A 17,014-nucleotide genomic window follows, 5' to 3' on the forward strand; every position below is an offset into this window, starting at 1 on the left:
CCAGTCGTCAGCCTGCCGTCTTTGCCTGCCAGGCTTTTATCGCCTCGTCGAACACCTTCTCGCCGGGAATGCCCTTTTCCATGGTCAGCAATGCCCGCCGTCCGGTCTTGTAGACGACGGGGACGTCGATCCAGTCCTGGCCGCGCAGCAGGGTCATGTTGGCGTCCTCGTCGGCCTTGGTGTCGTTGAGCGCGACGAGGAAGAAGCCGTCGGCGATCTTGGCCGGGATGCCGATCAGCGGACTGCCGGCGTCCTGTTCCGAACTCTTCATGGCGACGCGCAAGATGTTGTCGACGCCGCCACCCTCGAAGCCGTCAGGCGTCAGGAAGATCATCTCGATGATATGGCTCGCCGGCAGGGTCTTGTCGGTGTTGCGGCGGATGGTCATGCGCAACTGGATGTCCTTGCCGGGAATGGTCGCCTCGGCACGGATCGCCGGCTCGGGCGGCAGATCGCCGCCGGGCGATTCCTGCACCAGCGACCAGACGATGCTGCCGGGCTCGGCCGAACCCTGGGCAGTGCTGGTGCGCTCCTCATAGAAGATCGCCTTCTGGCCGACCGGAACAGCGGCCTGCGCCGTGGCCGGTGCCGTCGGCGCGGCGCCTGCCGGTGCGGGCGGTGTGGCAGCGGCCGGTGCTGGGGGCGGCGTGGCGGCCGCATTGGCGGGTGCTGCGGGTGCGGCTCCATTCGCGGGTGGCGCCGCGGGCGGGGTGCCCGCTGCAGGCGTGGTTGCCGCAGGGGCGGTCGCGGCAGGGGCGCTTGCCGTGGGCGTACCGGCAGCCGGAGTGGGAACCACCGGCGCTGCCGTGGCCGGCGCATTCGTTGCCGTTGGCGGCGTCGTTAGCGCGGCGACGGATTCGCCCTCGCCTATGCCGCTCTGCCCACCCGCCGGGCCGGGGTCGGTTTCGCCGCCTTCAGGCGTCAGCCGCTGCGTGAATTTCGGGCCTTCGGCGCCGGTCGCGGGCGCCGGTGGCGTGGCTGCGGCATCGGTCGCCGGCTTGGCCGGCGCCGGTTTCACTGGTTCGACCTTGGCAACAACTTTGCTGCCGCCAAGGCCAAGCATCTTGCCGAAGGCATCCTTGTTCAGCCAGATGCCGTAGCCGCCGCCGGCAACGACCAGCAACGCGACGACGGCGGCAATCAGCCCGCCGTAGCTGCGCTTGCGTTCGGCCGGGCGCAAACGCTCGAAAGTGTCGGCGGCCGCCGGCGCTTCGTCATTGGCAAAGACGTCGTCCTGGTCGTCGTCCCGATCCGCGTCCATCCCCGGCAAGGTCTTTTCCGAAAAGTCCGCAGCGGGCTGCACCGGCGTCGGCCTTTGCCAGCCTGGCTCGACCTTGGCGGTTGGAGCGGGCGTGTAAGGCTCGGGCTTTGGCACGGGCGGTGCCGGTTTGTAGGGCTCTGGTCTGCTTGTGACCGGGGCCGGCCGATAGGGAGACGGGGCCGGAATGGCGGCAACCTCCGCCTTGGCCGGCTGCTTGACGTGGTTAGACTGGTTCTTGTTGCGGTCGATGGAGGAAAAGATGTGTTCCAGCTCGGCGAGCGGATCCGTCTCCGGCACACTCTTGACATACTCCCGCTCGACGCCGGCAATGGCTTCGTCCAGCGAGCGTTTCTGCTTGTCTATGGCCTCGGGAGCCAGCGGCGGCGAATATTCCGCAAGCTTCTTCGCCAGCATGGCGCGAACGCTGTTATAGATGCGCGTACGCTTCTCGGGCGTCTCGTCGCCGTGCTTCTCGAACGCGTTTTTCAGAACAGCAACGAAATCTGCCATGCTTCAGTCGACCTGTATTTTTGCTTCCGCGCCGGCCCCAGCAAATCAGCCGCGATGCCCGGAAAGGCTTCAGAAACTAGTCTTGAAACGGGTCGGTCACAAGTATCGTGTCGTCCCGTTCCGGGCTGGTGGAGAGGAGCGCGACCGGCGCGCCGATCAACTCTTCTATGTATCGGACATATTTGACGGCCTGGGCCGGCAGATCGTTCCAGCTGCGTGCGCCGGCGGTGGTGCCTTTCCAGCCTTCCAGCGTCTCGTAGATGGGTTCCACGCGGGACTGCGCACCCTGGCTCGCCGGCAGATAGTCGATCGTCTCGCCGTCGAGCGTGTAACCGGTACAGACCTTGATCTCGTCCAGCCCGTCGAGCACGTCGAGCTTCGTCAGCGCGATGCCCTTGATGCCGTTGACGGCGACCGCCTGGCGCACCAGCACCGCGTCGAACCAGCCGCAGCGGCGCTTGCGACCGGTGACGACACCGAATTCATGGCCGCGCGTGCCGAGGAACTCGCCGATCTCGTTCTTCTGCTCGGTCGGGAACGGACCTTCCCCGACGCGCGTCGTATAGGCCTTGGTGATACCGAGCACGTAGCCGATGGCACCCGGGCCGACGCCGGAGCCGGCAGCGGCCTGCCCGGCGACCGTGTTGGACGAGGTGACGAACGGATAGGTGCCGTGGTCGATGTCGAGCAGCGTGCCTTGCGCGCCCTCGAAAAGGATGCGCTCGCCGGCGCGGCGCTTGTCGTCGAGCACCTTCCAGACGCGGTCCATATAGGGCAGGATATTGTTCGCGACCGAGGTCAATTCCCGCATGATCGCGTCATGCGTGACTTCGCCGTGGCCGAGCCCGCGACGCAGCGCATTGTGGTGCGTCAGCAACCTGTCCACCTTCAGGGGCAAAGTTTCCAAATCTGCCAGATCCATCACCCGAACCGCGCGCCGGCCCACCTTGTCTTCGTAGGCGGGGCCGATGCCGCGTCGGGTCGTGCCAATCTTTGTTCCGGAATTCGAAGCGGCATCCTCGCGGAATCCGTCCAGCTCCCGGTGTACGGACAGGATAAGCGCCGTGTTTTCGGCTATTTTCAGGCGATCCGGCGTCACTTCCACGCCCTGGCCCTTCAGTTTCTCCACTTCGGCGACGAAAGCATGCGGATCGAAGACCACGCCATTGCCGATGATGGACAGCTTGCCTTCACGCACGACACCCGAAGGCAACAGCGACAGCTTGTAGACCTTGCCGTCGACGACCAGCGTGTGGCCGGCATTGTGGCCGCCCTGGAAACGCACCACCACATCGGCCCGCTCCGACAGCCAGTCGACGATCTTGCCCTTGCCTTCGTCGCCCCACTGCGAGCCGACGACCACCACATTGGCCATGTTTCTTTTCCCTTGAGACGCCGCCGCGCGGCTTGGATATGGTTCGAAACGACAGGCCTCTATAGCGTCAAGACCTCGCAAGTGCGACCTTTCTTTGCCGCCGAAAATGGCCTGAGGCACAACAATTTTCGGCTTTGACATCATTTACTTGGGCTGACGGGGGCAATAGGCCGGCAAACACCGCGGCCCATTCCGCGGCTGGAAGCCCGCGATGCATCGAAGCGCCTACATGTTCCTGCTGCTCACCACCTTGCTGTGGGGCGGCAATTCGGTGGCCGGCAAGCTGGCGGTCGGCCACGTCTCGCCGATGACGCTGGTCTTCCTGCGCTGGATGCTGGCCGTGGCGATCCTGCTGCCGATCGGCTGGCGCACTATCCAGGAGGATTGGCCCGTCGTGCGCAGGCACTGGTTCGTGCTGGCGGCGCTGGGCGCCAGCGGCTTCACTTTGTTCAACACCATCTTCTACACCGCGCTCAACTACACCACGGCGATCAATGTCTCGATCGAACAGGCGGCGATGCCGATCCTGATCATGACAGCCAATTTCGTTTTCTTCCGCCTGCGCGTGAACTGGGCGCAGATCGCCGGCGTGGCGCTGACCATCTTCGGCGTCATCCTGACGGCCAGCCACGGCGACCCGCGCCGGCTGCTGACGCTCGAGCTCAATTTCGGCGACGCCATCATGCTGGTCGCGGTCGTTCTCTACAGCGGCTATTCGGTCGGGTTGCGGCTGAAGCCGGTCATGCGTTGGCAGAGCCTGATGCTGGCCATGTCGTTCGCAGCGCTCATCACCTCACTGCCCTTCTTCCTGTGGGAGGCCGCCGCCGGCAAGGTGATCGTGCCCGATGCGCATGGCTGGGCTGTCATCGTCTATACCGCGATCGGCGCTTCGGTGATCTCGCAAATCACCTATATCAGGGGCAACGAACTGATCGGCGCCAATCGCGCCGGCCTGTTCATCAATCTGGTGCCGATCTTCGGCACGCTGCTTTCGGTGCTGATCGTCGGCGAGACCTTTCAGCTCTATCAGGCGCTGGCTCTGGTTCTCGTTCTGGGCGGCATCGGGCTCGCAGAACACAGCGGGCGCAAGATGGCTTCTGGCCGCTGACGGCAATGGCGGGCCGAAATTACGGCGCCAATTCCTTGCGCACCGCCGCGATATCGTCCGACGAAACCGCCGGAGCGGAATTGCCCCAGCTGCCGCGCACATAGGTCAGCACATCGGCGACTTCCTGGTCCTTCAGCCGCCATGCCAGCGACGGCATCGAAGGCGTCGTCGGAGCACCAGTCGTGTGCACCGCCTGGCTTCCGGCGAGAACAACGCGGGCAAGCGTTTCGGGATTGCCCTGCGCGACGATGGAATTGCCGACGAGGGTTGGGAACAACGCGCCGGCCCCGGCGCCATCGCCGCCATGGCAGGCCGAACAATTGTCATGGTAGATCGCCTCGCCCGCCGCCATCCGCGCCTCGTCGGGTTTGGGCGCCTGGGCGTTGCCGGTGTCCGACCCCAGGCTCTTGAGATAGACGGCCACGGCCTTGAGGTCGGGATCCGTCATTTTGGAGGTCGAGTTCTCGACCGCCTCGGCCATCGGACCGGACGCGATCGAATGCGCGTTGACGCCGGTCTTGAGGTAGGTGACCACATCCTCCTCCGACCATTTGCCAAGGCCGGATTGAGCATTGTTGGTGATGTCGGGGGCGAACCAGCCCTGCAGCGACGCCCCTTGCAGGAAGCTGCTGTCCTGATCGGCGCCCAGGAACGATTTAGGCGTGTGGCAGGTGCCGCAGTGCCCGGCCCCCTGGACGATATAGGCGCCGCGGTTCCATTCCGCAGACTTGGAGGGATCGGCCTGGAAGCTGGCCTCGCTGAAGTTCAGGAGGTTCCAGCCCCACATCGCCAGCCGGATGTTCAGCGGAAACGGCAACTGGTTGGCTTCGACCTTGTTCGAGACCGGCTCGACCGTGGTCATGTAGGCCCACAGGTTGGAGATGTCCTGCTCGGTCATTCTGGTATAGGCGGGATATGGCATGGCGGGATAGAGCCGTACGCCATTGTGGCCGACGCCTGATTTCATCATGTTGCGGAAATCGGTCTCCGACCAATTGCCGATGCCCGTCTCATGGTCGGGCGTGATGTTGGGCGGCACCAGCGCGCCGAACGGCGTTTCGAGCGGCAGGCCGCCGGCCAGCGGCTTGCCGCCTGGCCTCGTATGACAGCCCGCGCAATCGCCGAGCACGGCCTGGTATTGGCCGCGGATGATCTGGTCGGCCTGATCGGCGGCGAGTACCGGCGTGATCGCCAGCAGCGCCGCGCCGGCGGTGGCAGCGAGCATCCTCATGCCTGCACCAGCGGTGCGCCGGGATTGCGCAGATAGTGATTGCGGATGCCGTCGGCGGCGCGGTAGGCGAGCGCGCCGACCGTCCCAGTCGGATTCTTGCCGGCGTTCTGCGGGAAGGCCGACGCGCCGATGACGAAGACGTTGGGCACATCCCAGCTTTGCAGGAAGCTGTTGACCGCGCTCTTCTTCGGGTCCGTTCCCATGATGACGCCGCCCGTATTATGGGTGCTCTGATAGGGGACGCTGTCCCAGCCCTTCTTGCGGCGGCCGACACTGTATTGCTTGCCGCCGAACGCTTTGGCGATGTCCTCCATCCGGTCGCAGAGATAGTTCGACATGCGGATATCGTTGTCGGGAAAATCGAAGGTCATGCGCATCAGCGGCCGGCCGAAGCGATCCTTGTAGGTCGGGTCGAGGTCGAGGTAGTTGGTACGTGTCGCGTAGCTGCTGCCCTGCGAGGAGTAGCCGAGCGTGCTTTTGTAGCCCGCGACGGTCGCCTTCTTCCAGGCGCTGCCCCATTTCGGCGTGCCGGGCAGCGTCGGCCTTGTCCCGATGGGACGTCCATTGGTGGGGATGCAGTTGATGCCCGCGCCACCGACAAAATCGAGACCGCCGTGATCGAAGGCGTCGCCATTGTAGTCGTCGATCGTCTGGCCGAGCGCGCCTGCGGCAATGAAGGGATTGAAGTTCTTGTCGTCGAAGAACACCTGCACGCCGGCGTTGGTCTGGTAGCAATAATTGCGCCCGACCGTGCCCTCGCCCGTAGCGGGATCGTAGATCTTGCCGATGCCCGACAGCATCATCAGCCGGGCATTGTGCAGGCCGTAGGCGCACAGAAGCACGAGATCGGTCGGCTGGAAGAATTCCTGTCCCGACGTATCGACATAGGTCACGCCGCGCGCCGACTTGCCGCCAGGGGCAAGATCGACATGCAGCACTTCGCTGTCGGTCCGGACCTCGAAATTGGCCTTCTTCATCAGGACGGGAAGGATGGTGGTCTGGGCGCTGGATTTGGAATAGTTGGCGCAGCCGAACCGCTCGCAGAATCCGCAATAGGTACACTGCCCCATGGTGATGCCGAGCGGATTGACATAGGTCCGCGACATGTTGGCGGACGGCGTCGGGAACGGGTGCAGTCCTATCGACCGGCCGACATCGGCGAACAGGGTCGGCGCGTAGGTCATCTCCATCGGCGGGTTCGGATAGTCCCGCGACCTTGGATCCTCGAACGGGTTGCCGCCTTCCTGCAGCTTGCCCTTGATGTTGCCGGCCTTGCCCGAGATTCCAGCCAGATATTCGAACTGGTCATAATAGGGCTCCATCTCGGCGCCGGTCACGCCCCAGTCCTCGACCTGGAGATCGGCGATCCGCGCCGCGCCATACCTCTTGGTCAGGTTGGTCTTGATCTGAAAATCCGAATCCCAGAACCGCCAGGTGTGGCCGTTCCAGTGCACCCCGGCGCCGCCGACACCGTTGCCGGGCAGGAACGAGCCGAAATCGCGCATCGGCAGCGCCGTCTGCGAAGGGTCGTTACGCATCGTCATGGTTTCGACGGCCGGCTGCAGGAACAGGTCGCGCCGCACGCTGTAGCGCAATTCGTCCTGCGCATAGCCGATGTTGAAATCGGTGGCCGTGTCGCGCCAAGGACCACGCTCGATGGCCAGAACGTCGAGGCCCTGATCTGTCAGTTCATGCGCAAGGATGGACCCTGTCCAGCCGAGGCCGACGATCACGACATCCTTGCGAGGCAGTATCGTCGTCATGGTCAGCTCCTTTTCACGAGCCATTCCGGGCTGCCCTCGATGGAGACAGGTGGCCGCGGATAGGGCTGATTGTGCTTGCTGACGTGGTCCCGGTAATCATAGCGCGCGCCGGGGAAACCAAGCATGCGCCACGAGACCATGTCCTTGTTGCCGCCATAAACCGGATCGGCAAAGAACCCTTCCATCGTGTTCTGCAGCAGAAGTCCGAAGAAGCCGGGAGCCTTGACGCCGTTTGGCAAGTCGACCTTTCCGGCTTCCATGGCGGCCAGGAATGCATCCTGGTCGGCCGGCTGGAGCTCGGCGAATGTCTTGCCGTCGCGCTGCTTCAGGAAAGCGTCGATGGAGGCAAGGCCGACGCGGTAACGCTGGGCGGGATTGGCTTCGCCCTGATAGCCCTGCGTGGGCAATCCCGGCAGGAACGGCCCCTGCGTATAAAGCCTGCTCGATGTTCCGAACGCGCCCGTCAACTGCCTGTCGATATAGACGGCGCAGCCGGCCTCCTTGCCGCCCATCGAGAGATCGTCGGCGGGAACGATGCGGTCAACGATGGCCTCGACGAGCGCGGCTTCCTGCGGCGTGAAGAACTGCCAGCCGCCGGACACGACCTGCATCGGCGGATCGGACGACATCGGCGCCCAAGGCAGCGAGCCTGACAAGGATCGGGCAAAGCTTGCCGATGTTGCCGTTACCGTAAACATCGCAACCGAAGACAGAAAAAGACGCCGGCTCAGTTGGACAGTATTGTGACGATCCATCGAAGGCACCTCGACAGCAACAGAAACGCGCCCGAAGGTACGCGCAAAATCATGACGAACCAGTTAGGTTTAAGTCATACCTATTAATTGGTGGCAGCGTGCGGAAAGAAACCGGGATCGTCAAGCAGATCACAAAATCGTTAGATTAGGCCAGATCTCTTCTTATCGGCATTCGCTAATGTACTGATGGCTAAAGATTTCCAAAGCATGCCACCACCGGCCACGGCGTAGTCCGCCGGGCATTCCAGCGGTCACGGAAACGCCCCGCATGCATGCCGGCAAACGGGGCGTCGTAATGGTATTGCATGTCGGCGCCGAGGTGCGGGGATAGATTAGATCCCGCCCACGTCGAACTGCAGTCGTTTTGCCGAGTCGATCGACTTGTGGCCCCGCACCTGCTCCAGCACTTTTTCCGGGAACGGCGCGTCGAGATAGAGCAGCGCGATGGCGTCGCCCCCCGGCCGGTTGCGGCCAAGCTGGAAGTTGGCGATGTTGACGTCGTTCTCGCCGCACACCGTGCCGAGCAGCCCGATGATGCCGGGCGCGTCGGCATTGGTCGTGTACAGCATGTGCTGGCCGACCTCGGCATCGAGATTGATGCCCTTGATCTGGATGAAGCGCGGCTTGCCGTCGGAAAAGCAGGTGCCGGCGATCGAGCGCGTCCTGTGCTCGGTCTTGACGGTGAGCTTGATGTAGCCGTCGAAGACGCCCGACTTGTCGCGCTTGACCTCGGCGACGATGATGCCGCGCTCCTTCACCATGATCGGTGCCGAGACCATGTTGACGTCGGCGACCTGCGGCCGGATCAGGCCGGCAAGGGCCGCACTGATCAGCGCGCGCGTGTTCATCGTCGCGGTCGAGCCGTCGAACAGGATCTCGACCTCGCTGATCGGATCCTCGGTGACCTGGCCGACAAAGGCGCCGAGCACTTCGGCGAGCTTGACGAACGGCTTCAGCCGCGGCGCTTCTTCCGCCGTGATCGAGGGCATGTTGATGGCGTTGGAGACCGCGCCCTTGATCAGGTAGTCGGCCATCTGCTCGGCGACCTGCAGCGCGACATTCTCCTGCGCTTCCGCCGTCGAGGCGCCAAGGTGTGGTGTCGCCACCACGTTCTCCATGCCGAACAGCGCATTCTGCTCCGCAGGTTCGACCTCGAACACATCGATGCCGGCGCCCGCCACCTTGCCGCTCTTCAGCGCCGCGACTAGGTCGGCCTCGACCACCAGCCCGCCACGGGCGCAGTTGATGATGCGCACGCCGTTCTTCATCTTGGCGATGGCCGCCGCATCGATGATGTTGCGGGTCTTGTCGGTCAGCGGCGTGTGCAGCGTGATGAAGTCCGCGCGGGCGAGGAGTTCGTCCAGTTCCACCTTGTCGACGCCGAGCTCCTCGGCGCGCTTCTCCGACAGGAACGGGTCGAAGGCGACGACATGCATCTTCAGCCCGACGCCACGTGTGGCGACGATCGAACCGATATTGCCGCAGCCGATGACGCCCAGCGTCTTGCCGGTGATCTCGACGCCCATGAAGCGGTTCTTCTCCCACTTGCCGGCATGGGTCGAAGCATTGGCTTCCGGGATCTGGCGGGCGAGCGCGAAGATCATCGCCACGGCGTGTTCGGCCGTCGTGATCGAATTGCCGAAAGGCGTGTTCATCACGATGATACCCCTGCGGCTTGCCGCCGGGATATCGACATTGTCGACGCCGATGCCGGCGCGGCCGATGACCTTGAGATTGGTGGCGGCGTTGATCAGCTTCTCGGTGACCTTGGTCGCCGAGCGGATGGCGAGGCCGTCATACTGGCCGATCACTTCGAGCAGCTTTTCCTTGTCTTTGCCGAGATCGGGCAGATAGTCGACCTCGACGCCGCGATCCTTGAAGATCTGCACGGCGGTGGGAGAGAGTTTGTCAGAGACGAGAACGCGGGGCGCCATGGCGGCCTCCTTGAAAAATGGGATTGATCCGGGAATGGGCGGCCCTCGGGCCGCCACGAAACATCTCAGGCAGCCGCTTTGAGCGACGCCTTCTGGCTGGCAAAGGCCCAGTCGAGCCAGGGCAGGAGCGCTTCGAGATCGGAGGTCTCGACGGTCGCGCCGCACCAGATGCGCAATCCCGGCGGGGCATCGCGATAGGAACCGATGTCGTAGGCGACGCCTTCCTTGTCGAGCATCGAGACAAGCCCCTTGGCAAAGGCCGCCTGCCCGTCAGCGTCGAGCGCCGCGATATCCGGGTCGCGGAAGGACAGGCAGACCGACGTGTTCGACCGTGTCGCTGGCGCGACGGCGAGATGGCCGAGCCAAGGTGATCTATCGACGAACCGGTCGAGCACGGCGGCATTGGCATCCGCCCTGGCAATCAGCGCATCGAGGCCGCCGATCGACTTCGCCCAGTTCAACGCGTCGAGATAGTCCTCGACGCAAAGCATCGACGGCGTGTTGATGGTTTCGCCCTTGAAGATGCCCTCGATCAGCTTGCCGCCCGAGGTCAGGCGGAAGATTTTCGGCAGCGGCCATGAAGGCTTGTGGCTCTCCAGCCGCGCGACGGCACGCGGCGACAGGATCAGCATGCCATGCGCGCCCTCGCCGCCCAGCACCTTCTGCCAGGAAAACGTCACGACATCGAGTTTCTCGAAATCGAGCCCTTGGGCGAAGGCCGCGGAAGTAGCGTCGCAAATGGTCAGGCCCTTGCGATCGGTGGGAATGAAGTCGCCGTTCGGCACGCGCACGCCCGAGGTCGTGCCGTTCCAGGTAAAGACCACATCGCGGTCGAACTCGATCTTGGTCAGGTCAGGCAGCGCACCATAACCGGCCTCGATCTTGCGGACATCGGCGAGCTTCAGCTGCTTGACCACGTCGGTGACCCAACCGGAGCCGAAGCTTTCCCAGGCGACCATGTCGACGCCGCGCTCACCGAGCAGCGACCACATCGCCATCTCGACAGCACCTGTGTCGGAGGCCGGTACGATGCCGATACGGTAGTCGGCCGGAACCTTGAGAATCTCGCGCGTCAGCGCGATCGCCTGCTCAAGCTTGGTCTTGCCGATCTTGGCGCGGTGGGAACGGCCGAGCGCGGCGGATTTCAGCGCCTCGACCGACCAGCCGGGGCGTTTTGCGCAGGGACCTGAGGAAAAATTGGGATTTGCCGGACGGAGTCCGGGCTTCGTATGCGTCGTCATCGTGGTCTATCCTTCCAGATAGTGGCCCCTCGTTGGGGAGGGGTGGCCCACGGACGGCGATATGCGTTCAGGCCTCGGGCGTCAAGAGGAAAGTTTTTGTCGCTGCCGGGATACCGGCGATCCGTGATCAGGATCGCGTGATTTCAAACGCAAACGGCGGACCGCAGGGATCCGCCGCCAAAATGCTAAGCTGTCCGGGGCCTACCAGAGATCGTAGCGCAGCCCGAGCTTGACCTGGTGATTGCTGATTCCCTTCTTGACCGGAAAGGAGGTCAGGCTTTCGGCCGTCACATACTCCGCGCTCGGGGCAGAGAAATACTGATAGCCCAGGTCGACGGAAACGTTCTTGGAAACCTGGTAGGCAAGGCCCGCATTCAACGTATAGGCCAAGGAATACTGTGTCTTGTTGTCCTGCAGGTCGAAACTGTTGGCGGGGACATTGTTATCTGTGTAAGTCGCCGAAAGCTTGCGCGTGCTGCGGACAACACCGATGCCGGCGCCGAGATAGGGCGTGATTCCGACATATGTTCCGAGATCGACATAGCCATTGAGTATCCCCGAGAAAGCATAGTTCTTCAGCGATCCCGATCCCTGGGTCGGCAATGTCGGCAGTGTGACGACCGCTGAATCGTCATAGCTGAAGCTGACGTTGTTACCGGGCAGATAGCCGAGGTTGAGATCGGCGCGCAGATAGTCGGTGAAATGGTAGCCGAAACCGATGCTCGCGAAGGCCGCGTGGTCGCTCTCGCTAAAGTTTTCGTTGTTGATCGCCGACGGGAAGGTGAAATCCCCATTTTTGAAGCTTTTCTGCACCAGATAAGAGATGTCGCCGCGCAGATACCATCCGGAGCCGACCTCGACCGGCACATAGTCCGGCGCCTGGTCGACATAGACCGGCGGATCGTAGTCGGCGGCGAGTGCCGATATCGGCGGCAAGAGGCCAAGTCCGGCAAGCGCCAGCGCAATACGCGATATGAGTGTCATGGTCCCGACTCCCGGATTTGACGACACCTGCGATCACGGCGGCAGCCATCGTTTCAGGAAGCATTGTTAACCATAGTGGTTAAGTGCCGGTTAAGGCTAACAGAACGTTAGAGAATTGATTTCGAAAGGACTCGCTCCGGATCATCTCAAACGAAAACCGCCCGGCTGATGCCGGGCGGTCGACGAATTCTTGGAACTTCGCGGCGATTACTTGGTGTAGATCGGCTCGGGTTCCGGCTGGTAGGCCACTACCGGTGCGGCGCAACCGTTGTTGCCGCCAAACTGATAGCGCAGGCCGCCGCGCACTTCGTGGGTGTTGAAGCCGTGATCGAAGCCCGGCCCGGCGCCCGGCGTGGCGCTGCTTGGACCATATTCGAACATGCGGCCGCCCTGGATATGGGAGAAGCGGTAGCCAGCGTCGAGGATGACCTTGTCGGTCAAGCAATAGGAAGCGCCGGCCATGACCGCATAGGCGAAGCGCCAGCTGGATGTTCCGGGGTTGGACTCGGTGGTGTTCGGATCGTAGACAGTATCCCACTTGACGCGCGCACCGCCGATGCCGGCGCCGACATAGGGCGTGACGCCATGCCAGGTGCCAATATCGACATACGCATTGGCTAGCAGCAGCAAGGCGCTCATCTTCGACACTTCGGTCGAGGTCGTGGTGAGATCCGAGGTGCCGCCGTTGAAGTTCGACTTGAACCAATAATCGGCGGTCAGGTCGGTGCGGAAGTGTTCATTGATCTTGTAGCCGACGCCGCCGCCGAGCGAGAAGCCGCCCTTGAGCTTGCCGTAGTCGAAGCTCTTGCTGCCGGCGACCCCCACAGGAGGTCCGCACGGGCAAGGTGCGGCCCCATAGGTGATGTAGTCGATGTCACCCACCTTCGACTTGTGATAGTCGAGGTCGCCGCGGATATACCATCCGCCGACGTCGACTGGCTGCTCGTAGACCGGCGGTGGTGCTTCTTCGACCTGCGGCTCCGGCAGGTCGGCTGCGAACACCGGCCAGGCCAGTCCCGCGAACAACAGCGCGAACAGGGCCTTTCTTGCTGTATTAAACATGCTTGTCACCCCTAGAAACCCTCGGAACGGCGATCGTGTCCGAATGAGATTGGCTTTCAGGCGTGGATAATGAATTGCAAAAGTTAAAAGGCGTTTAACCCTGTCGATTAACCACGAATCTCTAAAATTCCGGGGATTCGGCGATGTTTTCGATAGAAGGCGACCGGCTCTCCGGCCAACAAAAAAGCCCGCCGGAGGGGCAGGCTTCGATGCAAACCAAGGCGGCGGCGCGACGCGGGCGGAGATCAGGCGGCGCTGCGGGTTTCCGAGATGACCCCGACGATGTCGTTGACGACGGCCTCGACCAGTTGCGGATCGTCGCCCTCGGCCATGACACGGATCAGCGGCTCGGTGCCGGATGGACGGATGACCAGCCGGCCGGCCTTGCCGAGACGGTGGCGGGCGTCTTCGATTACGGCCTTGACCTGGGCTTCCTCCAGCGGCTTGCCGCCGGCGATGCGAACGTTCTTCAACAGTTGCGGCACCGGCTCGAACTTCTTCGACAGTTCGCTGACCGGGCGACCCTGCCGCTTGATGCAGGCCAGCACCTGCAGCGCCGAGACCAGACCGTCGCCGGTGGTCGAAAAGTCAGACAGCACGATGTGGCCCGACTGCTCGCCGCCGACATTGAGCCCATGCGCGCGCATATGCTCCACGACATAGCGGTCGCCGACCTTGGTGCGGTGCAATTGCAGCTTCATGTCGCCGAGAAAGCGTTCGAGGCCGAGATTGGACATGACCGTCGAAACGACGCCACCGCCAGCCAGCCGCCCGCTCTGGTGCCAGGACTCGGCAATCAGCGCCATGATCTGGTCGCCGTCGACGATGGCCCCGTTCTCGTCGACGATGACGACGCGGTCGGCATCGCCATCGAGCGCGATGCCGATATCGGCGCGCACTTCATGCACCTTCTTCTGCAGCCCGGCCGGATGGGTCGAACCGCATTCCCTGTTGATGTTGAAGCCGTTGGGTTCGACATTGATGGCCACGACCTCGGCGCCAAGTTCCCACAGCGCCTCGGGCGCCACCTTGTAGGCCGCGCCGTTGGCGCAGTCGACGACGATCCTGAGGCCCGAAAGCGACATCGAGCGCGGCAAGGTGCGCTTGGCGAATTCGATATAGCGGTCATGCACGCCGTCGACGCGCTTGGCGCGGCCAAGCCCGTCGGAATCGGCGAGCGCCAGTTCGATATCCTTGTCGAGCATGCTCTCGATGCGTTCTTCGATCTCGTCGGAGAGTTTGTAGCCGTCGGGCCCGAACAGCTTGATGCCGTTGTCGTAATAGGGATTGTGCGAGGCCGAGATCATAACGCCGATGTCGGCGCGCAGCGAACGCACCAGCATGGCCACCGCCGGCGTCGGGATGGGGCCGAGCAGGAACACGTCCATGCCGGCGGCGCAAAGGCCGGCCACCATTGCGTTCTCGATCATGTAGCCGGAAAGCCTGGTGTCCTTGCCGAGCACGACACGATGGCGGTGGCTGCCGCGCTGGAACGAAAGACCGGCGGCCATGCCGACCCGCATGGCGATCTCCGCGGTCATCGGAAACTTGTTGGCGCGCCCGCGAATGCCGTCCGTGCCGAAGTAATTCCCTGCCATGCTAGCCAGTATCCCCGATTGTCCTTAGCCGGCACGTCATGCCACAATTGGCAGCCCTGCCTTGATCACATTGTGTGAGTATATGTTACCAATCCTTAGAAAACCATTGTTGTGCACTGCACACAACACGGCCGCAGCCATGCATGGGGACATTGTTACGCCACAATATACCAGTTTTGCGAGCCATTCGGCGCGGGTGCACCCCGAGAATTCTTGCCTCCGCGACCGTAAGGCCGAATGATTTCATCACCTTATCGTTAGAGCGCGATTTTCGGCGATATATAAGTCGCTTGGCATCTGGCGCAACCGATCGTTGAGCGTTATTGATTCGGTGGGACGTACAATGGGCTGCTGCAACGGAGAAACGCTATGCTCATCCACCGACTTGCTACTTTGACCGGCCTTGCGGTCGTGACGTTGTTCCTGGCTGCGCCGGCCAACGCGCTGACGATGGCCGAATGCAGCACGAAGTATAACGCCGCCAAGGACGCGGGGACACTTGCCGGGGCGACCTGGAACCAGTTCCGCAAGGCGCAGTGCGGCACCGATGCCGCGGCCACCACCGACACCAAGGCGGCCACGACCAAGGCTGCCGAGACCAAGCCGGCCAAGACCACCAAGCCTGCCGCCGCGGCTGCCGACAGCACGGCCAAGGGCCTGACCGCCAAGGAATGCAGCACCAAGTACCAGGCGGCCAAGGCCGCCGGCACACTGAACGGCATGAAGTGGAACGACTTCCGCAAGGCTGAATGCGCCGCCGGCGCATCCGCCGCCGCTGACATCACCAAGCCGGCGACCACCAAGGCCGCGACCACTACCGCCCCGGCCGCCGCTTCTGGCAAGGGCCTGAGCATGGCCGAATGCAGCACCAAGTATCAGGCTGCCAAGACGGCGAACACGCTGAAGGGCATGAAGTGGAACGACTTCCGCAAGGCTGAATGCGGCGCCGGCGCGTCCGACGACGACACCGTGCCCGCCCCAAGCGAGGCAAGTTACACCAACGAGCCGGCAAAGCCGACGACGGTTGCGCCCAAGGGCGTCACCTTCCCGTCCGCGATCTCGGCGAAATATGCCAGCGAGACTCCCGGAAAGGGCCGCATGCATACCTGCCTCGATCAGTACTATGTCCTCAAGGACGCCAACGCGCTCGGCGGCCTGAAGTGGATCCAGAAGGGCGGCGGCTTCTACAGCCTCTGCAATGCCAAGCTGAAGGGCTGAGCCGCGCATGGCATTCCCCCAGATCGATGGGCATGAGCCGGTTGAGATCGAATTGAATTAGACGAAAATCTGGCAAGAACAGGCAAAGGCCCGCGATGCATCTGCTTCGCGGGCCTTTTCGTTGCGCGCGACGACGTCCGCAGCCTTGCCCCATCTGCATATCGCGGGGGCTGTCGGCATCATCAATTCGCCCCCACACTGCCCGCCGTCAGGCTTGTCGGTAGCTCGCAAAGATTCTGATTGAACATATAAGGAACAAACAGTATACAAAAAGGAGACATAACTTGTTATCAACTAGGAGGGATCTCATGCTCAGTTTGAAATCGGCGGTATTGGCTGTGACGGCATTGGTTGCTTGGAGCGTCGCCCCTGCAAGCGCACTGACGATGAAGGAATGCGGCGAGAATTATCGGACAGCCAAGGAAGGCGGCACTCTGAACGGCATGGACTGGGCCGCTTTCCGCAAAGAGAAATGCGCGACGTCCGCCGCGGAGAGTGTCAGCGCGGATACGGTCAAAACCGCGCTGCAGCCGGAAAAGGAAACCAGCGCGGCGGTCGCCCCCACTGTAGCGCCGGCGGGGGTGACATTCCCGACCACCCTCGCCGCCGAGTTCAAGACCGAAAAGCCCGCGAAGGCGCGGATGAAGACCTGCCTGCAGGGTTACCACGGCAACAAGGAGGCGGGTACGTTGAACGGCCTTCGCTGGATCCAGAAGGGCGGCGGTTATTTCAGCCTGTGCAATGCGCGGCTGAAAGCTGAATCATAAAACCGAATACGGCGGACAAAGCGGTTCACCGTTTTTCACGCAGACGTTGAGCCGTGATCCTCGGGCTTGTCCCGAGGATCTGCTGTCGGGCGACATCTGGACGCCGGGTATCTGGTCTACAGCATGTCGCGGCGTATAGGATTCGCCCGACCTGCTGTAAGCTTTTGATTTTATGCATGTCGTTATCCCGGAACCGAGGACACTTCC

Annotated in this window: 13 protein-coding genes; 3 read left to right on the forward strand and 10 right to left on the reverse strand. The window is 62.8% G+C overall.

Annotated features, from left to right (window positions below):
* Window positions 1-7: 7 nt before the first annotated feature.
* Window positions 8-1,771 (reverse strand): hypothetical protein, encoded by a 1,764-nt coding sequence (locus C7I87_RS28755; protein WP_149907405.1) that lies wholly within the window; start codon window positions 1,769-1,771, stop codon window positions 8-10.
* A 76-nt stretch (window positions 1,772-1,847) separates the two neighbouring features.
* Window positions 1,848-3,146 carry an adenylosuccinate synthase gene (locus C7I87_RS28760; RefSeq protein WP_149907406.1) on the reverse strand — a complete coding sequence of 433 codons (1,299 nt, stop codon included), beginning with the start codon at window positions 3,144-3,146 and terminating at the stop codon, window positions 1,848-1,850.
* Window positions 3,147-3,357: 211 nt separating this feature from the next.
* Here C7I87_RS28760 and C7I87_RS28765 point away from each other — a divergent pair, with 211 nt between their 5' ends.
* Window positions 3,358-4,254 (forward strand): DMT family transporter, encoded by an 897-nt coding sequence (locus C7I87_RS28765; protein ID WP_149907407.1) that lies wholly within the window; start codon window positions 3,358-3,360, stop codon window positions 4,252-4,254.
* A gap of 19 nt (window positions 4,255-4,273) precedes the next feature.
* Here C7I87_RS28765 and C7I87_RS28770 read toward each other — a convergent pair whose 3' ends face one another.
* From C7I87_RS28770 to glmM, 8 genes are all read right to left on the reverse strand, one after another.
* Window positions 4,274-5,479 carry a c-type cytochrome gene (locus tag C7I87_RS28770; protein WP_246696440.1) on the reverse strand — a complete coding sequence of 402 codons (1,206 nt, stop codon included), beginning with the start codon at window positions 5,477-5,479 and terminating at the stop codon, window positions 4,274-4,276.
* A 2-nt stretch (window positions 5,480-5,481) separates the two neighbouring features.
* On the reverse strand, window positions 5,482-7,248 hold the full coding sequence (locus C7I87_RS28775; protein ID WP_149907409.1) for a GMC family oxidoreductase: 1,767 nt from the start codon (window positions 7,246-7,248) through the stop codon (window positions 5,482-5,484).
* 2 nt (window positions 7,249-7,250) lie between these two features.
* Window positions 7,251-7,859, reverse strand: coding sequence for a gluconate 2-dehydrogenase subunit 3 family protein (locus tag C7I87_RS28780; protein ID WP_246696441.1), 609 nt, complete (start codon window positions 7,857-7,859; stop codon window positions 7,251-7,253).
* A gap of 476 nt (window positions 7,860-8,335) precedes the next feature.
* Window positions 8,336-9,937 carry a phosphoglycerate dehydrogenase gene (gene serA, locus C7I87_RS28785; RefSeq protein WP_149907410.1) on the reverse strand — a complete coding sequence of 534 codons (1,602 nt, stop codon included), beginning with the start codon at window positions 9,935-9,937 and terminating at the stop codon, window positions 8,336-8,338.
* Between the two features lie 65 nt (window positions 9,938-10,002).
* A complete protein-coding gene (locus tag C7I87_RS28790) occupies window positions 10,003-11,178 on the reverse strand; it encodes a phosphoserine transaminase (RefSeq protein WP_149907411.1) in 1,176 nt (391 codons plus the stop codon).
* A 201-nt stretch (window positions 11,179-11,379) separates the two neighbouring features.
* Window positions 11,380-12,162 carry an outer membrane protein gene (locus tag C7I87_RS28795; protein ID WP_149907412.1) on the reverse strand — a complete coding sequence of 261 codons (783 nt, stop codon included), beginning with the start codon at window positions 12,160-12,162 and terminating at the stop codon, window positions 11,380-11,382.
* A gap of 207 nt (window positions 12,163-12,369) precedes the next feature.
* A complete protein-coding gene (locus C7I87_RS28800; protein ID WP_149907413.1) occupies window positions 12,370-13,224 on the reverse strand; it encodes an outer membrane protein in 855 nt (284 codons plus the stop codon).
* Window positions 13,225-13,469: 245 nt separating this feature from the next.
* Window positions 13,470-14,822 carry a phosphoglucosamine mutase gene (glmM, locus tag C7I87_RS28805; protein ID WP_149907414.1) on the reverse strand — a complete coding sequence of 451 codons (1,353 nt, stop codon included), beginning with the start codon at window positions 14,820-14,822 and terminating at the stop codon, window positions 13,470-13,472.
* A 369-nt stretch (window positions 14,823-15,191) separates the two neighbouring features.
* On the opposite strand from glmM, the gene C7I87_RS28810 reads away from it, so the two are divergent.
* Together C7I87_RS28810 and C7I87_RS28815 are read left to right on the forward strand one after the other, a co-directional pair.
* Entirely contained in the window at window positions 15,192-16,040 is an 849-nt protein-coding gene (locus C7I87_RS28810; RefSeq protein WP_149907415.1) for a hypothetical protein, read from the forward strand.
* Between the two features lie 308 nt (window positions 16,041-16,348).
* Window positions 16,349-16,807, forward strand: coding sequence for a hypothetical protein (locus C7I87_RS28815; RefSeq protein ID WP_149907416.1), 459 nt, complete (start codon window positions 16,349-16,351; stop codon window positions 16,805-16,807).
* The last annotated feature ends 207 nt before the right edge of the window (window positions 16,808-17,014 follow it).

This window comes from Mesorhizobium sp. SARCC-RB16n, from assembly GCF_008520305.1.
In the GTDB taxonomy this organism is placed as follows: Bacteria; Pseudomonadota; Alphaproteobacteria; order Rhizobiales; family Rhizobiaceae; genus Mesorhizobium.